This window comes from Flavobacterium sp., from assembly GCF_031381455.1.
Classification (GTDB): Bacteria; Bacteroidota; Bacteroidia; order Flavobacteriales; family Flavobacteriaceae; genus Flavobacterium.
Window position 1 is genome coordinate 31671 of record NZ_JANMXZ010000002.1, and the last position, 18834, is coordinate 50504.

General features: G+C 33.6%; 18 protein-coding genes. 8 read left to right on the plus strand and 10 right to left on the minus strand.

Going from position 1 to position 18834, the window contains the following annotated elements:
- Positions 1–12 precede the first annotated feature (12 nt).
- Positions 13–2106: an LTA synthase family protein gene (locus tag RMN97_RS00240; RefSeq protein ID WP_309612510.1), complete on the minus strand. Its 2094-nt coding sequence runs from the start codon at positions 2104–2106 to the stop codon at positions 13–15.
- Positions 2107–2254: 148 nt separating this feature from the next.
- On the opposite strand from RMN97_RS00240, the gene RMN97_RS00245 reads away from it, so the two are divergent.
- The 7 genes from RMN97_RS00245 (at position 2255) to RMN97_RS00275 (ending at position 9654) form a co-directional block, all read left to right on the plus strand.
- A complete protein-coding gene (locus tag RMN97_RS00245) occupies positions 2255–2920 on the plus strand; it encodes a response regulator transcription factor (protein ID WP_309612511.1) in 666 nt (221 codons plus the stop codon).
- Between the two features lie 5 nt (positions 2921–2925).
- Positions 2926–4308 (plus strand): HAMP domain-containing sensor histidine kinase, encoded by a 1383-nt coding sequence (locus tag RMN97_RS00250; RefSeq protein WP_309612512.1) that lies wholly within the window; start codon positions 2926–2928, stop codon positions 4306–4308.
- A gap of 105 nt (positions 4309–4413) precedes the next feature.
- Complete coding sequence (locus tag RMN97_RS00255) at positions 4414–4896, plus strand: DUF2231 domain-containing protein (RefSeq protein ID WP_309612513.1); 483 nt, start codon at positions 4414–4416, stop codon at positions 4894–4896.
- 293 nt (positions 4897–5189) lie between these two features.
- Entirely contained in the window at positions 5190–6332 is a 1143-nt protein-coding gene (locus RMN97_RS00260) for an alpha/beta hydrolase-fold protein (RefSeq protein WP_309612514.1), read from the plus strand.
- Between the two features lie 59 nt (positions 6333–6391).
- Positions 6392–7813 (plus strand): leucyl aminopeptidase family protein, encoded by a 1422-nt coding sequence (locus RMN97_RS00265; RefSeq protein ID WP_309612515.1) that lies wholly within the window; start codon positions 6392–6394, stop codon positions 7811–7813.
- A 3-nt stretch (positions 7814–7816) separates the two neighbouring features.
- Positions 7817–9037 (plus strand): ATP-grasp domain-containing protein, encoded by a 1221-nt coding sequence (locus tag RMN97_RS00270; RefSeq protein WP_309612516.1) that lies wholly within the window; start codon positions 7817–7819, stop codon positions 9035–9037.
- A gap of 68 nt (positions 9038–9105) precedes the next feature.
- The gene (locus tag RMN97_RS00275; protein WP_309612517.1) at positions 9106–9654 is read left to right on the plus strand and encodes a hypothetical protein; all 549 of its coding nucleotides are present in this window, start codon (positions 9106–9108) and stop codon (positions 9652–9654) included.
- 66 nt (positions 9655–9720) lie between these two features.
- Here the strand turns inward: RMN97_RS00275 and RMN97_RS00280 are convergent, their stop codons facing one another.
- From RMN97_RS00280 to RMN97_RS00310, 7 genes are all read right to left on the minus strand, one after another.
- A complete protein-coding gene (locus RMN97_RS00280; protein ID WP_309612518.1) occupies positions 9721–10911 on the minus strand; it encodes a hypothetical protein in 1191 nt (396 codons plus the stop codon).
- A gap of 77 nt (positions 10912–10988) precedes the next feature.
- The gene (locus tag RMN97_RS00285; RefSeq protein WP_309612519.1) at positions 10989–11816 is read right to left on the minus strand and encodes a glutamine amidotransferase-related protein; all 828 of its coding nucleotides are present in this window, start codon (positions 11814–11816) and stop codon (positions 10989–10991) included.
- A gap of 38 nt (positions 11817–11854) precedes the next feature.
- Complete coding sequence (locus RMN97_RS00290; protein WP_309612520.1) at positions 11855–12964, minus strand: carboxylate-amine ligase; 1110 nt, start codon at positions 12962–12964, stop codon at positions 11855–11857.
- A gap of 43 nt (positions 12965–13007) precedes the next feature.
- Positions 13008–13955: a hypothetical protein gene (locus RMN97_RS00295; protein ID WP_309612521.1), complete on the minus strand. Its 948-nt coding sequence runs from the start codon at positions 13953–13955 to the stop codon at positions 13008–13010.
- A gap of 48 nt (positions 13956–14003) precedes the next feature.
- Positions 14004–14717 (minus strand): alpha/beta fold hydrolase, encoded by a 714-nt coding sequence (locus RMN97_RS00300; RefSeq protein ID WP_309612522.1) that lies wholly within the window; start codon positions 14715–14717, stop codon positions 14004–14006.
- Positions 14718–14887: 170 nt separating this feature from the next.
- Complete coding sequence (locus RMN97_RS00305) at positions 14888–15280, minus strand: glyoxalase (RefSeq protein ID WP_309612523.1); 393 nt, start codon at positions 15278–15280, stop codon at positions 14888–14890.
- Positions 15281–15360: 80 nt separating this feature from the next.
- Complete coding sequence (locus RMN97_RS00310; RefSeq protein WP_309612524.1) at positions 15361–16716, minus strand: OmpA family protein; 1356 nt, start codon at positions 16714–16716, stop codon at positions 15361–15363.
- Between the two features lie 140 nt (positions 16717–16856).
- Here RMN97_RS00310 and RMN97_RS00315 point away from each other — a divergent pair, with 140 nt between their 5' ends.
- Positions 16857–17246: a hotdog domain-containing protein gene (locus tag RMN97_RS00315; RefSeq protein ID WP_309612525.1), complete on the plus strand. Its 390-nt coding sequence runs from the start codon at positions 16857–16859 to the stop codon at positions 17244–17246.
- Here RMN97_RS00315 and RMN97_RS00320 read toward each other — a convergent pair.
- The gene (locus RMN97_RS00320) at positions 17243–18508 is read right to left on the minus strand and encodes a mechanosensitive ion channel domain-containing protein (RefSeq protein ID WP_309612526.1); all 1266 of its coding nucleotides are present in this window, start codon (positions 18506–18508) and stop codon (positions 17243–17245) included. The genes RMN97_RS00315 and RMN97_RS00320 overlap by 4 nt on opposite strands.
- Positions 18501–18785 (minus strand): DUF3817 domain-containing protein, encoded by a 285-nt coding sequence (locus RMN97_RS00325; protein WP_309612527.1) that lies wholly within the window; start codon positions 18783–18785, stop codon positions 18501–18503. The genes RMN97_RS00320 and RMN97_RS00325 overlap by 8 nt, the downstream gene beginning before the upstream one ends.
- Positions 18786–18834: the final 49 nt, after the last annotated feature.

Genomic DNA, 18834 nt, shown 5'->3' on the forward strand with positions numbered 1-18834 from the left:
CATCACAACAAATTATTTTTGACACTTCTTATTTTTCAATAAATAGGCAGATGTCTGATAGAATGAAATTGTTTCATTTACCAAATCTTCTCTCAAAGTAGTCATTGGTTTTTCGTCATAGAACAATTGAAAACCAGGTTTTAACTTTGTATTAGGTTGTGGTATTAGTTGAAACTGTTTTACTTTTTTAACGGGAGAAATAATCGTCAACACATTATCCTTAATCAATCCTAAATCTTGATAGGTCGCTACAAAGGCTCTTGGTTTATAATCAGCCGCAAATATATCCTGACCATAAAATTTACTTGAGTAATTATAATTTAATAATCCAAACAGCGTAGGCATAATATCAATTTGTGACATTAAAACTGTTTCTTCTTTGGCAGGAATAAATCCAGGTGAATAAATAAACGCCGGAATATGGTATTTGTCCATAGGCAATTCGGTTTTTCCTGAACTCGAAGCACAATGATCTGCCAAGATTACAAAAACAGTATTTTTAAACCAAGATTGCTTAGAAGCCATAGCAAAAAATTGTTTCATAGCATAATCGGTATATTTCACACCGCCATCTCTTGATTTTGCTTTTCCGGAAATATCAATTTTACCTTCAGGATAAGTAAATGGTCGATGATTGCTAACCGTCATAATATGATTAAAGAAAGGCTTGTTTTCTTTTGCTTCTGTATTCATTACTTTGATGGCTTTGTTGTACATATCTTCATCACAAACACCCCAAATATTTGAGAAGGTAATTTCCTCTGGTGTGAATGTTTTTTTATCCACAATATCATAACCATTGCCACCAAAAAAATCACCCATATTATCAAAAAATGCATCACCACCATACATATATTTGACGTTATAACCTCTTTGTTTAAATAGGTTTCCGGTAGAAAATTTGTTTTTGTTGTCTTTGCGTTTCACCACACTTTCGGCAGCACTTGGAGGCAAACATAGTGTAACGGCTTCTAAACCACGAACGGTTCTGTTGCCAACAGCATACAAATTGGTAAACTGCAAACTTTGCTGTGCTAACGAATCCAGAAACGGAGTAATATTTTTTTCACTACCATAACCTTTCATAAATTCGGCGCTATAACTTTCGATAGTAATTAATACTACGTTTTTATGTATTTCTGTTGAATCGCTTTTTATAATCCGCAACGAGGTTCTATTTCCAATTCCGGGTAACTGTTTTTGAAGCAAGGCAAAAGCTTCCGCATCGGGCAATGTTTTATAAAATTTATGAAACTCCAATTCATTATTCATAAAAGCTACATAAAATTTATACAAACCATCGGCCTGCAACTCATTGGTAAAAACATTTGTTGACTTTTCTTGATTCGCGAAAAATGGAATCACAAACAAAGAGATTATAAATAAAACTACATAAACACCTAATCCTTTAATTTTATCTGCAAATGAAGGAAGATTATAAAGAAACGGTTTTGTATGTTTTACGATAAAATAAGTAAACAAAGCTGTGATTAATCCAACACCAATAAACAAAGGAATTACAGGATACGATTCCATAATGTTACCAATCACAGTATTTGTATAGACCAAATAATCAACGGCAATGAAGTTATAACGTACGCCAAACTCGTTCCAAAAGAAGAATTCGCTAATCGCATTTTGGACAATTACCAAGACAAAAATAAAAATGGTAATACTGTACAAAACCAATCGAATTTGTTTTCGATACTTAGGTAAAAACAATAATAGTCCGAAGAAAAAGGTTTTTAGTGCAATAAAACTAATGCCAATTTCAGGCAATGAGCCACCATATTCATTGAGAATAGTATTAAAAAAAGAAACATATATCAGGAGTGAAAGTAAACATCCAAAAATAATATAACCCCAAGGTTTCTCGTATTTTGAATTAGACAAAAACAGTAAATACAACCATAAAAGAGCACTGGCTACTATAAATACAAACAGATCCGAAAACAAACCAAATGAAAATATCTTAATGATTTCAAAGACTCCGAAAGTCGATTGTGTAATAGGATGGAACAGCAGTACAATTCTAAGGATGATATTAACAATAAGAAAAAATACGAGTAAGTTTATGAAAGGCGAATATTTTTTAAAAAAGCTCATTTGGAGTTGTTATTTTTATGCTAAAGTAGTTAACAATTAACTATTAATTTGCCCTATGATTAATTTTTACTTAAATACAGATTCGATGCATGGGTTATCCGACAATTAAGTTTTAAATTTACTTTTTGTAAAAATTTAGCAACACAACATGAAGCATATTTTAATAGTAGAAGACGAAGAAGGAATTGTTCAATTCTTAAAGCAAGGATTAGAGGAAGAAAACTATCAAGTCTCTTCGGCTAATAATGGTTTAGATGGTTTTAAACTTTTTCAAAATCAGAAGTTTGATTTAGTGCTTTTAGATTGGATGCTTCCCCAAATGACTGGATTACAAGTTTGCGAAAAAATAAGAGAAACCAATTCAAAAACACCCATTATATTTCTAACAGCCAAAGATACCGTGCAAGAAACAGTGGAAGGTTTGAAAACGGGAGCAAACGATTACATCAAAAAACCATTTAGTTTTGACGAATTAGTAGAACGTATCAAAGTACAATTGCGAGATAAAAACGAGCAAGAAATACTTACGCTTGGGACAATTGAAATTAACATACAAAAACATTCAGTGAGTGTTAACAATTCTGATGTTACATTAACCCATAAAGAATTTGACTTGCTTTGCTATTTGGTAAAAAATAAGGGCAATGTTTGTTCGAGAACTCAAATTATTCAGGATGTTTGGGGAATTCATTTTGATTATGACACCGGAGTAATAGATGTTTTTATGAATGCGATTCGAAAAAAACTCAACCTAAAAGTCGACGAAGATTATATTAAAACCATTCGCGGTGTGGGTTTCATCGCTAACGATTAACAAAAATGCAACAACTTTCATTTAAAAACAGAATAGCTTCCAATTATATCATTACCACCGCATTATTGATTTTTGTGGTATTCTTTGTCATATATTCTATAGTACGATTTAGCGTTTATGTCAAAGTAAACAATGATATTAAAAACGAAGTAGCAAAACATTTAAAAGAAATTGAAGTCAAAGAAAATTGTGTGCTTCTCATTAGAGAAAAACAATGGAAGAAAATTCAATTTAATAAAGTAGATATCAGTCCGGCGTTCATACAATTTGTTGATGAGTTGGGTGCATTAGTTGATAAATCACCAAATCTTAAACAGAAAAAACTAAACTATTATCCCAAAGCTGTCAACAATGTTTTGTTTGATGCCAAATTAGAAAATACTTCAGTTAGACAGATACAAGTTCCTTTATACCAGAATACTAAAATTATTGGTTTCATGATTATTGCCATGTCTTTGGAAGACTCAGCCATGGTATTGAACAATCTTTTTATTATCCTATTGGTTGCCTATCCTTTAATTCTTTTAGTGCTGTTTCTCATCGCCCGATTTATTGCTGGAAGAAGTATTAAGCCTATTAGTGCTATTATTCAAACCTCAAATGTTATCACTAAGGATAATTTAAAGTCCAGAATTCCTTTGCCAATCAACAAGGATGAATTGCATTTACTATCAAATACAATTAACAATTTATTAGACAGAGTTGAAAACGCCATCGAACGTGAAAAACAATTTACTTCAGATGCTTCTCACGAACTCCGAACGCCTTTAGCAGTTATCAAAGGAACATTGGAAGTATTAGTCAGAAAACCTCGTAATCAGGAAGAATATAAAGAGAAAATTGATTTTTGTATTAGCGAAGTAAATCGATTAAATCACTTGGTTGACGAATTGCTTCTATTGGCCCGATTCGAAAATCAAAAGCAATCTTTAAAAATAGAAAAAGTTTCTTTAAACGCTATATTCTTAGATATTGTTTCTAGAAATTCAACAATTATAAAAGAAAAGAAACTAAGCTGTGTGCAGCTATTTACCAAAGATTTTTATGTTGAAACCGATTCCTATTTATTTTCATTGATTGTTAATAATATTTTGACAAATGCTATTAAATATTCTAAAGTTGGTGGTGTGATAAACTTTGATATTAAAGAGACAAAAGACACAACAGTTTTTACCATTTCCGATAGCGGAATTGGAATTGCAACAGAAGATTTAGAAAAAATATTTGACCAGTTTTATCGTTCTAAATCCAACGAACATCCTGAAATTAAAGGAACCGGACTAGGGTTGTCAATTGTAAAAAGATTGTGTTTATTGCTTCAAATTGATTTAGAAATTAAAAGCAAAGAAAATGTTGGCACCGATGTGATTTTAAGTTTTCCCAAATAATTAAAGTTGACTTATTGATTCTAAATAACTAAATATGATAATAATCATTTAAAAACTCAATTGGAAATTATAATTTAGTCTTAATTATAAATCAGAAATAAAAATATGAACGACGCACACTTACATTTATTGGTTAACCATTTTCCCATAATCGGGACGATTTTTGGATTGGGAATTTTAATTGCCGGAATAGTTTTCAAAAACAACACAGTTAAAAATGTTTCCTATATTATATTTATTGTTGCTGCAATATTCGCTTTTATAGGTATGTCAACTGGAGAAGGTGCAGAAGAATTAGTTGAGGATATGCCTAACATCGGTAAAGAAATTATTAAAGAGCATGAAGAATTAGCCGAAAAATTGGCCATTGTTTTATATCTTTTGGGAGCAGTATCTTTATTAGGATTGTATGCTAATATCAAAAATCATAGCAAAGCTAAATTAACATCTTTTCTAGTATTAGTAATTGCGGTAATTGGTGTTGTATTGGCCAAAAGTGTTGGGACTTCAGGAGGTGAAATTCGCCATACTGAAATAAGAGCTAATGGGCAACCAATACAAAGCAATGAAACAGAAGATAATGATTAAGCATAATTTTATTTAAACTGAAACCTAATTTCTAATTGAAGTTAGGTTTTTTTATGTTATTTTCTCAAAATTATTGCCTTAAAAATTCGATTCTTCAACAACAATTAAATTCTACAAAAATATCCACATATTTTGGAAAAAGGCTTTGTTTTAAAAATGCAAAAAGGTATTTTTACTTTCTACAAATTTAGTTTAGCATAATGCGATGAGTAAAGAACAAGATTTGATATTAAGAGGAGGTCTGCCAGTGGCAGTCAGGTATACAAGCTATAGCTTGTCATAATATAAGTGGAATGAGTAAAGAACAAAGCAACCTAGCAGAAGATTTAGAAATTAAAAATATAATAGAACCCCAACTCAATATTATTCTCACCACCGACGAAGATGATGAGCGTCCAGTTTATATTTCAGGGAATTTCAACAATTGGGTAACACAGGATAAGAAATTTGAAATGGAAAAAGTGGGACAAGGTTTGTATCACTTTAAGTTCGAATATGATTTTGTTTATCCTGACGAGTTATTATACAAATTCACTCGTGGCGATTGGAGCGAAGTAGAGATTGATAAATACGGAGACCGAACCGAAAATCGTTCTTGTAAAAAACACAACGGCGTTCACAAAGAACATGTTGCCAAATGGCGGCACAATTGGTTACCATTCAAATCAAAGTTCTTACCCAAAGTACATTTAATTTCAGAAGAATTTGAAATTCCACAGTTGAATAAAACCCGCAGAGTTTGGGCTTTATTGCCACATGATTATGAAAAGTCAACTGAGAGTTATCCAGTTTTGTATTTGCAGGATGCTCAGAATTTATTTAATGAAAAAGCCAAATATGGCAATTGGGAAATCGATAAAAAGCTAGCCGTAATGGCAGAATACAATATTAGTAAAATCATTGTTGTTGCGGTAGAACATGCCGAAAAAGAAAGAATTAAAGAATACAATGTAGGTAATACTGTTCTCGGAAACGGTCAAGGAAAAAAATACATTCGCTTTTTAACCGAAACGCTAAAGCCTTTTATCGATAGTAATTTCAGAACAAAAACCGATAGGGAAAACACCGGAATTGGAGGAAGTTCCATGGGTGGATTAGTTAGTATTTTTTCAGGGATCATGTATCCTGAAATATTTGGAAAGCTGATGATATTTTCGCCATCGCTTTGGGTTGTTCCAAAAATAAAACTCTCGTTTCTCGATATGGATGAACCACAAGACACTCGGATTTACATTTATGCCGGAGGCGATGAAAGTGCAACTATGATTGATCACGCAAAGAATTTCAAGAAAAGATTGCTAAAAAAAGAAGGGTACACCGATATAATGAAAGTACGACTCAGTATCAATATGGAAGGGAAACACAACGAACGTTATTGGAGTGATGAATTTCCAAAAGCTATTGAGTGGCTGTACTTTAGTGATAAGAATGAATAGAAATAAAACATTGTGTGCTTTGTGCCTTCTTCGTGCACTTTGTGGTTAAAAAAAATACTATGAAAATTAAAAAAATACAAAATCTAAATAATTTTACTGGAACTATTTTAATTCCGGTTTTTGAAACAACAGTCAAAAGTATTATTCCTATCGAATATCATGGCATTACGGTGTATTCCCAAGTATTTTACGGAAAAAAAGCCTCACATTATTTAGTCGAAAAATACGATTGTACGCATGTGTTTATTGGCCTTGGAAAGGAACTGGATTATAAAGCGTTGAAGACTACATTCAGAAGAATTGCTTCAAAACAAAAGGAAGTTTTTGCCAAAAATGTAGCCTTAGTGATTCCTGAAAAATTCAATGCCAATCAAGTTGAAGCTGCTTTTTCTGGTTTAGTATTAGGAACGTATGATTTAGGCCATTATAAGAAAACAGAATCGCATCCTTTTATGAATGCTGATTTTGAATTGAATTATATTTCTAGTACTGTTGTTGTTGAAGCTGCTAATAAAGGAATTAAAATCGCCAACGCACAATTGGAAACTTTTGCTTTAGTCGATTTACCACCCAACAAAATCACACCAAAATATTTAGCTAATTGGGCAACGGACACTGGTAAAAAATATGGTTTTGAAGTTACCGTTTTTGGTAAAGACAAAGCTACCGAAGTTGGCTTGCATTCGTTCCTTTCCGTTGGAAAAGGAAGCGCACAAGAACCACAATTCATCATTATGGAATACAAACCTGATGGTGCCAAAAAACATATTGGTTTGGTTGGAAAGGGAATTACTTTTGACACTGGCGGTCTGAATATCAAAACTGCCGGTATGGTGCAAATGAAATGCGATATGGCTGGTGGCGCTGCAGTTCTTGGAACAATGCAATTGATAGCCGATTTGAAATTACCGATTCGAGTTACGGCAATTGTTCCTGCTTGTGAAAATTCAGTTGATGCACAATCATTTTTACCTAGCGATGTTATTCAGAGTTATGCCGGACATTCGATTGAAATCATTGATACTGATGCCGAAGGAAGATTAATTTTGGCTGACGGTTTATCGTATTTGATTAAAAATTACAAACCCGAAACGGTTGTTGATTTAGCTACTTTAACAGGAAGTGTTGTTGGAACTTTAGGCTACGAATGTGCCGGATTGTTTACGAATAATGACGAATTATCAAAAAAACTGCAACAAGCCGGAGATGCAATTGGAGAACGTTTATGGCAATTGCCACTTTGGGATGCATACAAACCTGATATCGAAAGCGAGATTGCCGATGTGAAAAACTATTCAGGTAAACCTGTTGCCGGAGCAATTTCTGCAGCAAAGTTTTTGGAATACTTTACAGATAATCACACTTCATGGGCACATCTTGATATTGCCGGAGTAGCTTTTGGCGATGATGAATTTGCCAAAACAAAACATGCAACGGCTTATGGTGTGCATTTAATTACAAACTTTATTGAAAATCTATAGCGTATGGAAAATGTTACTAAGAACTTCATTTGTATTTCGAATTATTTCAAAGGAAATGATTTTTTAATCAGCCTAAAAAAGCAAGGTAATCGTGTCTATCTCATTACCTCTGAAAAACTACGTGAAAAACCCTGGGCATTTGATTATATTGATGAAATCTTTTTTATGCCGGGACAAGACGTTGATTGGAATTTAGAAGAATTGCTTGCAGGTGTTGGAAATTTAATGCGTCATAAGAAGATTGATGCTATTGTTGCTTTAGATGATTTTGATGTAGAAAAAGCAGCTTACCTTAGAGAAAACCTCAGAATTGACGGAATGGGACAAACCACAGGAAGATATTTCCGTGATAAACTTGCTATGCGAATGAGAGCCAAAGATGCTGGTATTCAGATTCCGGCGTTTAGTTCTTTGTTTAATGATGAAGAAATCAATCAGTTTGCGGATACTGTTTCGCCACCATGGGTCTTAAAGCCACGTTCAGAAGCTTCGGCTTCAGGTATTATGAAAGTCCATTCTAAAGATGAATTGTGGCAAAAAATTCATGAATTGGGAGATACAAATCGATTAAAATATTTGGTAGAACAATTCAAACCTGGCGCAGTGTATCATTGTGATGGCTTAAATTGGAAAGGAAAATCAGTGTTTTCGATTACCTCACAATATCTAGCGACACCAATGGAAATCTCTCAAGGTGGCGGAATTTTCAGAAGTGCCAATATTCCATACGATTCCAAAGATGATAAGGAAATCAAGAAAGTAAACCAACAGGTACTAAAAGCTTTCGGAATGATGCATGGTGCCAATCATACGGAGTTTATCAAGTGCAATGATGATGGTAAAATCTATTTCTTAGAAACGGCATCACGTGTTGGTGGCGCACATCTTGCCGAAATGGTCGATGCAGCTTCGGGTGTAAATCTTTGGGGTGAATGGGCAAAAATTGAAGATTGTTTAGCTAAAGCCAAAGACTATAAATTACCAACTATCAAAAAGGAATTTGCCGGAATTGTATTAACGCTTTCCAAGTTTGAACATCCTGATTTATCGGGATTTGATGACGAAGAAGTTTGTTTCCGTGTGCCATTAGATTATCATGCCGGTTTGATTGTAAAAAGCGATAGCAATGCCCGCATTCTTGAATTGTTAGATAATTATGCCGAGCGATTAATAAAAGACTTTGCTACTGTTGCTCATCAAGAAGCAGTTAAGAAATTGCATTAAACAAAATCAACCGCAGATTCGCAGATTATTTGTTTATATTTTAATCTGCGAATCTGCGGTAAAAAATTATGGCAACTAAAACCTATAACAAACTCAACTTTCATTCGTACACTTTTTGTATTTGGAAAGAAGTGCTATTTAGTGAAATTAGCGACTTAAAAAAAAACTACAAAAGTCAATCCGGAAGTGAGTATATCTTTACTAAAGAAGGATTGTTCCGCATTTCTAATCATTGGGGAAGAGTCGCCAATTGTCATTGGAGATTAATTCCGTTAGCACAGTTTAAAAACCAAAATACGATTGTTGGCTATGCCAAATGGATTGATTTTTATTCCAATGATAATACTTCAAAATTGTTTTTTATCAAAGTAGATTTTGAAGAGAAGGAAGTCAATTTCTATCATAAACTAAGCTTGGAAAATCAGGAAAAAGTAATCTTGCGAAATGCTAAAGAAACTGCGAAAACAATACAAACCATCAAACAAGTTTTAACTGAAACCAATTGGGCAAAGTATTTAAAATATGATGATTTAGATGTTTTGAGAAAGGAAGTTGTTTCTGAATTGGTAAATTCTGAAAAGCGCTTTTTGGAGATTAAGAAACAGTATTTAAGCTAGCTATGAATATTTTAAAATTCTCTGTGAAGCTCAATTCTACTCTGTGCATCTCTGTGAAACAAAAGCTTACTTTTCAAACATTCCAACCGTTCCGCCAACCCAATCTTTGTCTTTATTGAATTTAACGCCAATCATTTCACCACGGCTTAAACGAACCAAGTTAGTGACTAGAGTAGGTGAAGACGAATCTTTTTTCCAAACAGCAAGTAATCGAACTTCGGCTTTGACTTTTCCATCCGGCGATTGAATGATTGGTTTGTAGTTTACCTTTTTCTGAAGTATGTATAAATCTTTTTCTTTTACAGCTTCAATATCTTCACGTTTTACATGAAAAATAACGCCGCTTCCGGAGAAGGAGAATAAAGGTTTCAATACATAATTTTCCAAATCAGATGGAATTTCTTTTAAGTCGGAAAGTAAAGTAGTTTCTATAAAATATTTTCCTTTCAAATACGGTAAAATAAATTTACTAATTCTGAAAAACCAATTTGGATGTCCAGCCCATTCCACATCATAATCATTAGAGAAATCAAAATTCAGTTTCAAATCGGTTCGCAAATCCAGTTCGTCAAAAATTACCCGGTTATAAATGCGCTTTACCAAAACTTCTTCGCCATTCTCCTTTTTATAAAACAGTTGTTTTCCTTTTTGGTACAAATCCGTTACGCAAACTATCGGGATTCCTATATCGCGATGGCAATAATAGAAATCAATCTTGGTGTTTTGCTTTTCGGGTTCAACTTCCAGCAGAATTACATTTTCTTTCGGATGATTGTTACAAATCACTTCTTCGATTAATGCCAAATAGCTTTCCTGGGTTAATCCGTTCAGAAAAGGTGTCAGTTCGGAAAGAAAAGGGTAGTGGCTGACAAATTTTTGAGACAAATGATTCTGGAAATTAAACAAGGACGGAAAACCCTGCACTTCAATAAGCTTGGGAACAATTACTCCATCTTCTTCACAAATCCCGAAATCGATAGCTAAAAATGTGGTGTGGTTATCTTCGTTTGGAACTTTCCTGTTGAGCTCCAAGGCTCTGTCAGTAAGAGTTTTGAAGTCTTCTCTCTGAATAAAATCAATTACCTGCTGACAGCCTTCAAGCAATTGTTCTTTTAATTCATTCGGAATAAAAAAAGGAGTTTCCCCAATACGGAACGTTACTGCGTAATCAAAATCAGAAGTGATGTCTTTAATAAAAGCATCGTATTTTTCAGTAGTGAAGTTTTGGTTGAAAAGGCTTCTGTATTTTGGATTCATTTTTTAAGTATTAAGATGGAAGTATTAAGTATTAAGATGTCAAAAAAGTCTTTGTACTTAATACTCACTACTTGATACTAATTAGATAAAATCTTTCTGGTTTTAATCAAATCATTGATGGCAATACGCAGGAAGTTTGGAATAATGGTTTCGTTTGTTTTATAGATTTTATCTTCATCCAATAAATCTTCCAACATATCACGGAACCTTGATTTTCCTTTCATGGCAATGATTTTTTCGCGTCTTTCTGCATTTTTTAAATTGGCAATAAAACTTAAGGCATCAGCTTCGGGATGGAATTGCAATCCGACAAATTGTTCTGTAAACCGAACGCCCATTATGGCGCGCTCGTATTCCCTGTAACTTCTGATTTTTTCAAGCGCTATAATTTGTGCGCCTTTTTTCTTAAAAATACTCAATTTTGGCTGCACCACCTGATAATCGCGACTGTCAATTGCGTAGAAAGGACTTTGCAGGCCTTCCAAAATTGGGTCGGTCAATCCTTCTTCTGTTTTGTGAATCGTCATCACGCCAAATGAAGTGGATTTTCTTTTTGTGATTTCGGCTAAGCCAAAGTGGTAGCACGCCATTTGAAACGAATGGCAAATAAACAAAACATGTTTTTTAACTTTTTGTTCTTTGTTCCAATTAGCCAATTGGTCAATAAAATCATAGTATTTCAAATCCCAGTTACCATCACCTTCCAAAGGGTTTCCGGGTCCGCCGGTAGAAATATAAATATCGAATTTTTCAATGTTCGGGAATTCACTTTTTCCACGAATATCGAATATATGAAAGGTTACAATTTGGTTAAACCTATTGATAATATCAATGATACAACGCATTCCCTGATTAGGTTCTCCGTTGTACATATCTAAAACTGCGATGCGAATTTGCTGACTCATTTTTTAATGATTTGGTTGTGCAAATATAACTTTTTCAATTATAATCCTCTTGTAAATTCATCAGTAATCAAATCGACAACTTTGGTCAAATCCTGAGTTTGCTCAAAAACTGCCAATTGCTTATCAGCACCGGTTCCTTCTTTCATCATTGTATGGACATAATTAATTTGATCACGGCTCCCCAATTCATCAACAACATCATCAATGAACTCCAATAATTCAATAATAAGGCACTTGGTTTCGACTTCTTTCTGTAATCCAAAATCAATCATATGATTGTCGATTCCGTAACGGGCGGCACGGAATTTATTCTCTTTGATTAAGGCAATCCTATAGATGTTGAAACTGGTATTTGCCACAGTCAATTTATATAATTTGGCAACAATAGCCTGAATAATGGCTACAATGCACATCGTTTCGTCAACCGTCAGGCTCATATCGCAAATACGGAATTCAATGGTGTCATAAAAAGGATGCAGGCGTAAATCCCACCAGATTTTCTTTGGATTGTCAATGCAATTGGTTTTTACCAAAGTTTCCAGATAGTTATCATAGGAAGCAACAGAATCAAAATATTCTGGTAAGCCAGTTCGTGGAAATTTGTCAAACACTTTGGTTCTAAAGGATTTATAACCTGTATTTCTTCCTTCCCAAAAAGGGGAGTTCGTTGACAACGCAAAAATATGAGGCAGGAAATAAGTCGCCTGGTTCATTAACTGCATCCCGATTTCACGATTTTCAATTCCGACATGGCAATGCATTCCAAATATCAAATTGGAACGCGCGGCATCCTGCAATTCGTTTACGATATGGTGATAACGCGGATCGTCTGTAATGGGCTGATCCTGCCAACGAGAAAACGGATGTGTTCCTGCTCCGCCAACGACGAGGTTTTGTTTGGCCGCCAACTCTACAATCTTGCTGCGCAAAAATTTGATTTCATCTTTGGCTTCAGCAACATTTTTACAGATATTGGTTCCAACTTCGACAACAGATTGGTGCATTTCAGCCTTTACTTGTTCGTTTAAAATGATTTTCGCACCATCTACAATTTTGGACAAATGCGAACGTAAATCGCGTGTTTCCGGATCTATAATTTGATATTCTTCTTCTACACCAAGGGTGAATATTGGTAGTTTTTTCGTCATCATTCTTTTCTTTAAGTTGCTGAGTAACTGAGTGACTGAGTTTTTATTTCTGAGCTGCAGAATCTTTAATAAATGTTCCCCAAGTCAAATTGGTTTGTCCTGGTTTTTGTTTTTTAGCAGCAGCGATTGCCATTTTAGCAGAAGCTTCTACAACCCATTCAAAATTTTCAGCACCAACAGAGGTCAACTCAGCGTCAGGAGCAGGGTTTCCAAAATCAATAGCATATGGAATTCCGTCACGGACAGCAAATTCAACTGTATTGAAATCGTATCCTAACCCTTCGCAAAGTCGTAAAGTGTAATCTTTAACAGTTGCTAATAATTTTTTATCGACTGGTGGACCATCAATAACATATCTTAAGTGATGTGGATTTCTAGGTTCGTATTGCATGATTCTAACATCTTTGCATCCCAAACAATACACTCTGAAATATTCGGTAAACACAATCTCTTCCTGTAAAAGCATTACTAATTGTCCGGTTTCCTGGTGTTTTTGCCAAAACTCTTCTTTGTTTTCTAATCGGTATACATTTTTCCAACCTCCACCAGCGTATGGTTTCATATAAGCTGGAAAACCTATATAATCAAAAATACCTTCCCAATCCATTGGATATTTCAAGTTTCTAAATGATTTAGAAGTCGTATCTGTCGGATGTTCAGCCGAAGGAAGAATAACAGTATTTGGAAGTGGAACACCAAGTGTATCAGCCAAACAGTTATTGAAGAATTTATCATCAGCGCTCCACCAAAACGGATTGTTTATGACGTTTGTTCCTGTTAGCGCTGCGTTCTTCAAAAAAGCACGATAAAAAGGAACGTCTTGTGAAATTCTATCAATGATTACGGCATATTCGCCACCTTTATTTTGCACGACTTTGTCAATGGAAACCGCTTCGGCAATAATGCCTTTTTCACCTTTTGAGTTTACTCTGTCGATAAACGCTTGCGGATAGGTGTCTTCCATACCAAATAAAATTCCAATCTTTTTCATTTTCTTATATTTTAAAATCTTAATACTTATTTTGTTTTATTATTCCTTTTAAAAAAACTTTATCCTCGATAAATAGTGCGGAAACATTTCTTTCCAAATTGGCCAATCATGTTCTTTATCTTGTCTAATATCCAACCAATGTGGAACATCTCTTTGAGCTAAGACTCGGCTTAATTTAAGATTTGCATCAAAACAAATATCCCAATTAGAGGTTCCAAGAACGATATCCATATTCCATAATTCGTGGTCACTTAATCCTTGAATATAATCTTCGGGACTATTATAAAACACATCATCATCCCAATGACCATCCATAAAACTTTTGATACTAAAAGCACCGCTCAGAGAGAACATATGGCTTACATATCCTGGATGACGAAAAGCAAAGTTAGCCGCGTGATAACCACCAAAACTACAACCTGCAACTGCAACTTTTCCGGAACCAGTATTGTTTTTTATACGTTCAACGATTTCGTGGCAAAGCATTTTGTCATACCAAGTATGGTTTTGAATCCGATGCACCGGATGAATACTTTTATTATAAAAACTATCCTTGTCAATACTTGAAGGGCAAAATATTTGGATTAACCCTTGCTCAATATACCATCGGGCACTTTCTATCAATCCTTGGTCTTTATTTTCATGATAGCTTCCCATAGAAGTTGGGAAGAGAATAACCGGATAACCAGTATGACCAAAAACAAGCATTTCGACTTCTTTATTTAAGTTTGGTGAATACCATTTAAAATATTCTTCTTTCATAAATTGCTATTAGTTTAACAATTATAATAAAAAAAACATTGTGAAATCTGTAAAAATGGAGAAAAATTTAAGTTTTACGATATACTTTTTAAAGATATTTAGATATTGAATTATCTTTAATAAATGTCTTGAAATACGATGTGGATTTTAATATTTGTCAATTTACGGAACTATTGCTCTATAAGTTGCATTTGACTTTTCAGCCGCTCAACAAGCATATTCATCATTCGCTTATTCAAATTAGAAGATATTCGGATGTATTCGGCATATTCATCTAATGTAAATAGCGCTATTATCATTCCCTTTAAAGAGTTTCTGAACTTTATGTCGCGTTGTATAACGTTTTCTATGTATTGCATCTTTTTTTCGGGTGTCAGGCTAAAAAAGACATTTTTTTGCTTGATCGCATAATTAATAAACACTTGAATGAATAAATCATTTTGCGTTTTAAGAATTGGACGAAGAGTCATATTTTGAAAAATTTCCTCAGCTGAAGATTGATTATTGATTGTTCCAAAGGTTTCACCTCTAAGTTCAAGTACGTGTGTATCTCTAGCTTCCATGTTTTTCTTTTAAAGTTAAAAAAAAACCTCTGCTTTTCAACAGAGGTTAATTATAGTTATTAATAATTAATTGTTAATTATTATTTGATTTTGAAGACTGTTTTGCGAACTAGACGTCTTGCGTATTCTGATTTTTTATCTACAGAATCGTCTTCACCATATGATAAGATATTCAATCTAGATTCACTGATTCCAGCTTTTACTAGGATAGCTTTAACATTTTGAGCTCTGTCACCAGCTAGCTTGTTATTGTATTCATTATTTCCTATTTCGTCTGCATAACCGGTAATATCAACAGATTTGCTTGGGTTATTTTTTAAGTAATTCAATATAAATCCGATGCTGCTAGTAGAAGCACTATTAGGCTGAGATTTATTTGTATCAAAATAAGCAGCAATATAACCTTCGTTTATAAGTTGCAATATGGCATTTTCAGATGCTGCTGAAGTTGCAGTGTTGTTATTATTTGTAATAGAACTATTCACATATTTCTCTAACTCATCAGGAACTCCATTATTGTTTTTATCAACCATTCTACCTTTGGTGTCAACAGCAACACCTGCAATTGAATTTTGTTCTACGTCAAGATAATCTGGCACACCATCTTTATCACTGTCATTCATTAACTCTTCAATCTCACCTATTCTGTTATTGAGAGAGTCAAGTCGGATATCATTTTTATCTTGAATGATAGCCCAATCTCCATGTATTTTACCTTTTCCAAGAGCAACTGAAACTCCTAATGTAACTCTCGATAAACTTCCTGTCAAGTTGTTTGCGCCTTCTGAATAAGTTCGACCATCCCAAGTAAAATGCTGTCTTAGGTTAGAGTTAACTGAAAAATCAGCAAAAACACTTATGTTTTTGTATATTCTAAATTGAGGTGATAATCCGCCGACAGCTCCACCGTTCCATTCATGAAGACCTTCTAAAGGACCTATTTTAGGTGACATACGAGAAACTTGGAAGCCAAAATGGAATAACAAACCAAATCGCTTAGCTTGATTTTGGATATCAAATAATCTTATCATATTAATAACTCCTTCAGATGAAAATTGAATATGTTCCATTTGAAATGGTAAACTGCCAGAACCATTTTGTTCTTGAAGGTTGTCCCAGTTGAAATTTGCTTTAATTCCAAATTTTGGGCTAAACATATACCTTGCTCCAACTCCAACGTGGTTAACTGGCATTCCTCCAAAAACTTTCTTTGGATTGTTTGCATAATAGCCATCAGTGTATGGTTTTGACCCTTTAGCTTGTCCAAAATCAGCTTCAATACTCCATCTGTTGAAATATTCCCCTGCAAGCTCTTTGTCTTGTTGTTCTACAGAAATAAGTTCTAAATCCTTCTTGATTTTTTTGCTGTCCTTCTGAGCATTAGACGACAACGAAATACAAAATAGGGTTATTAATGTTAGTAGGCATTTCTTCATATGGTTTGATTTTCAAGAATTAATAATTTGTTATAAACGGTACAAATATAAATCTTTACAATTAAAAATCAACTTTTTTGCACTTTAATGCATACAAATGCTGAAATCATTATTTTTACACTCAATAATTAGATGCAAAAATGAGATTCCATACTAGAAAATGGGTAAAACCTGAAGATTTAAACCCTAATCATACTTTGTTTGGTGGAAGGTTGTTAGCTTGGATTGATGAAGAATTAGCTTTATATTCTATTATCCAACTTCAAAATTCCAAAATTGTAACCAAACACATGTCGGAAATCAATTTTAAAAGTTCAGCTAAACAAGGTGATATTGTTGAAATTGGAATTGATGTGATAAAATTTGGCAACTCTTCAATCACATTGACTTGTCAGGTTCGAAATATGATGACAAGAGAAATTATTATTTCCATTGATAGTATTACCATGGTTAGTCTTGGTGGTGACGGAAAGCCTAAAGCTCATGGTAAAACTCAAATCGAGTATATTAAAGACCGATTAGAGGATTAGTCAATGCCTACAAAATCGCTTTTACCCGACGGCAATTCATAGATTTCTAAATCAAAAAAACGAATTGAAGCAAAAATATGGTCAAAAATATCGGCCATAATGTATTCGTAATTTTCAAATCGCTTATCATTGGAAAAAGTATAAATTTCTAACGGAATACCTTGCGGTGTTGGCTGTAGCTGACGGCAAAGCAAAATCATATCCTTGTTTAAACCTGGATATTGACTTAAATATTGGGTGATATATTTTCTGAAAAGCCCAAAATTCGTCATGTTTCTCCCGTTGATTAAAACCGATTTATCCACTTGATGCGTTTTGTTAAACTTATCAATTTCAGTTTGACGAAGATCTATGTAATCACTGACCAATTGAATTTTTTTTAATTCCTGAAGTTCATTTTCATCTAAAAACCGAATGCTATTTGCTTTGATTAAAATATGTCTTTTAATTCGACGTCCGTCTGAATTCAACATGCCACGCCAGTTTCTGAAAGAATCAGAAATCATGCTGTAGGTTGGAATAGTAGTCGTTGTATTATCGAAATTTCTAACTTTTACCGTGGCCAAATTGATTTCAATTACATCGCCGTCAGCACCAAATTTGTCAAACGTTATCCAATCACCAATACGAACCATGTCGTTTAAAGAAACTTGTACACTAGCTACAAAACCGAGAATTGTGTCTCTGAATATTAAAATGATAATGGCCGAAATAGCTCCAAAAGTACCAAGCATTGTTCCGGTTGTAATGTCGAAAATTTTGGAAACCACAAAAATAAAAGCAAAAATCCACAACACTATCATAATTACCTGAATGTAACTATCAATAGGTTTGTCGCTATATCTTGGATTAAGTTTTAAATGATCTCGTAGCGCATTAAAAATGGTTTTGATAATCCATAAACTCAAAAGCACAATGTAAATCTCAACGAGTTTTCCGAAAATAGATTCCCAATACACAAAGTTTTCCAAAATTATAGGAACACATTTATAAATAAAGAGCAACGGAATTAAATGAGCTATATATTTGGCAGTTTTATTGGAAACTAACAAATCGTCAAATTTTGTTTTTGTTCTTCGAGCAAGAATAATCATGGTTCGCACCAATACAAATCGGAAAACCAAATAGATAACATAGGATAAAACAGAAAGAATAAAAATATTTACAGCTAGACTTAAATAGGCAGAAATAGTTTCGCCAAAATCCAGTTTTTTGAGCAAAGGATAGCACCAGCCAAATAATTTCTCAACTAGTTTATGCATGTTTAATGTATTTTTTTTCAATATAAAAAGTCCCAAACGGAATAAGTGACGCTACTTGAACGATTAAAAATTCTTTAATTGTCCACTTTTGATTTTTCCAAATCATAAATGCTAAAATTACATACGATATAAATAACAATCCATGAGCCATACCAATTGGATATAGTAAAGATTTATATAATTCGGGGTTTAAACGTTTTAAAACTAACATGTTAAAAAATAACACTAAATATGAAATTCCTTCAGCAATGGCAATAAACTTGAAAAGTTTGGTCATGATTTATAATTTATGCTGCAAAAATAATGAATATCATTAATTATATGAG

Bases quoted from the DNA above. Each gene is read 5' to 3' on its own strand.
- RMN97_RS00240 (WP_309612510.1), bottom strand. From the start codon at position 2,106: ATGAGCTTTTTTAAAAAATATTCGCCTTTCATAAACTTACTCGTATTT.
- RMN97_RS00245 (WP_309612511.1), top strand. From the start codon at position 2,255: ATGAAGCATATTTTAATAGTAGAAGACGAAGAAGGAATTGTTCAATTC.
- RMN97_RS00250 (WP_309612512.1), top strand. From the start codon at position 2,926: ATGCAACAACTTTCATTTAAAAACAGAATAGCTTCCAATTATATCATT.
- RMN97_RS00255 (WP_309612513.1), top strand. From the start codon at position 4,414: ATGAACGACGCACACTTACATTTATTGGTTAACCATTTTCCCATAATC.
- RMN97_RS00260 (WP_309612514.1), top strand. From the start codon at position 5,190: ATGAGTAAAGAACAAAGCAACCTAGCAGAAGATTTAGAAATTAAAAAT.
- RMN97_RS00265 (WP_309612515.1), top strand. From the start codon at position 6,392: ATGAAAATTAAAAAAATACAAAATCTAAATAATTTTACTGGAACTATT.
- RMN97_RS00270 (WP_309612516.1), top strand. From the start codon at position 7,817: ATGGAAAATGTTACTAAGAACTTCATTTGTATTTCGAATTATTTCAAA.
- RMN97_RS00275 (WP_309612517.1), top strand. From the start codon at position 9,106: ATGGCAACTAAAACCTATAACAAACTCAACTTTCATTCGTACACTTTT.
- RMN97_RS00280 (WP_309612518.1), bottom strand. From the start codon at position 10,911: ATGAATCCAAAATACAGAAGCCTTTTCAACCAAAACTTCACTACTGAA.
- RMN97_RS00285 (WP_309612519.1), bottom strand. From the start codon at position 11,816: ATGAGTCAGCAAATTCGCATCGCAGTTTTAGATATGTACAACGGAGAA.
- RMN97_RS00290 (WP_309612520.1), bottom strand. From the start codon at position 12,964: ATGACGAAAAAACTACCAATATTCACCCTTGGTGTAGAAGAAGAATAT.
- RMN97_RS00295 (WP_309612521.1), bottom strand. From the start codon at position 13,955: ATGAAAAAGATTGGAATTTTATTTGGTATGGAAGACACCTATCCGCAA.
- RMN97_RS00300 (WP_309612522.1), bottom strand. From the start codon at position 14,717: ATGAAAGAAGAATATTTTAAATGGTATTCACCAAACTTAAATAAAGAA.
- RMN97_RS00305 (WP_309612523.1), bottom strand. From the start codon at position 15,280: ATGGAAGCTAGAGATACACACGTACTTGAACTTAGAGGTGAAACCTTT.
- RMN97_RS00310 (WP_309612524.1), bottom strand. From the start codon at position 16,716: ATGAAGAAATGCCTACTAACATTAATAACCCTATTTTGTATTTCGTTG.
- RMN97_RS00315 (WP_309612525.1), top strand. From the start codon at position 16,857: ATGAGATTCCATACTAGAAAATGGGTAAAACCTGAAGATTTAAACCCT.
- RMN97_RS00320 (WP_309612526.1), bottom strand. From the start codon at position 18,508: ATGCATAAACTAGTTGAGAAATTATTTGGCTGGTGCTATCCTTTGCTC.
- RMN97_RS00325 (WP_309612527.1), bottom strand. From the start codon at position 18,785: ATGACCAAACTTTTCAAGTTTATTGCCATTGCTGAAGGAATTTCATAT.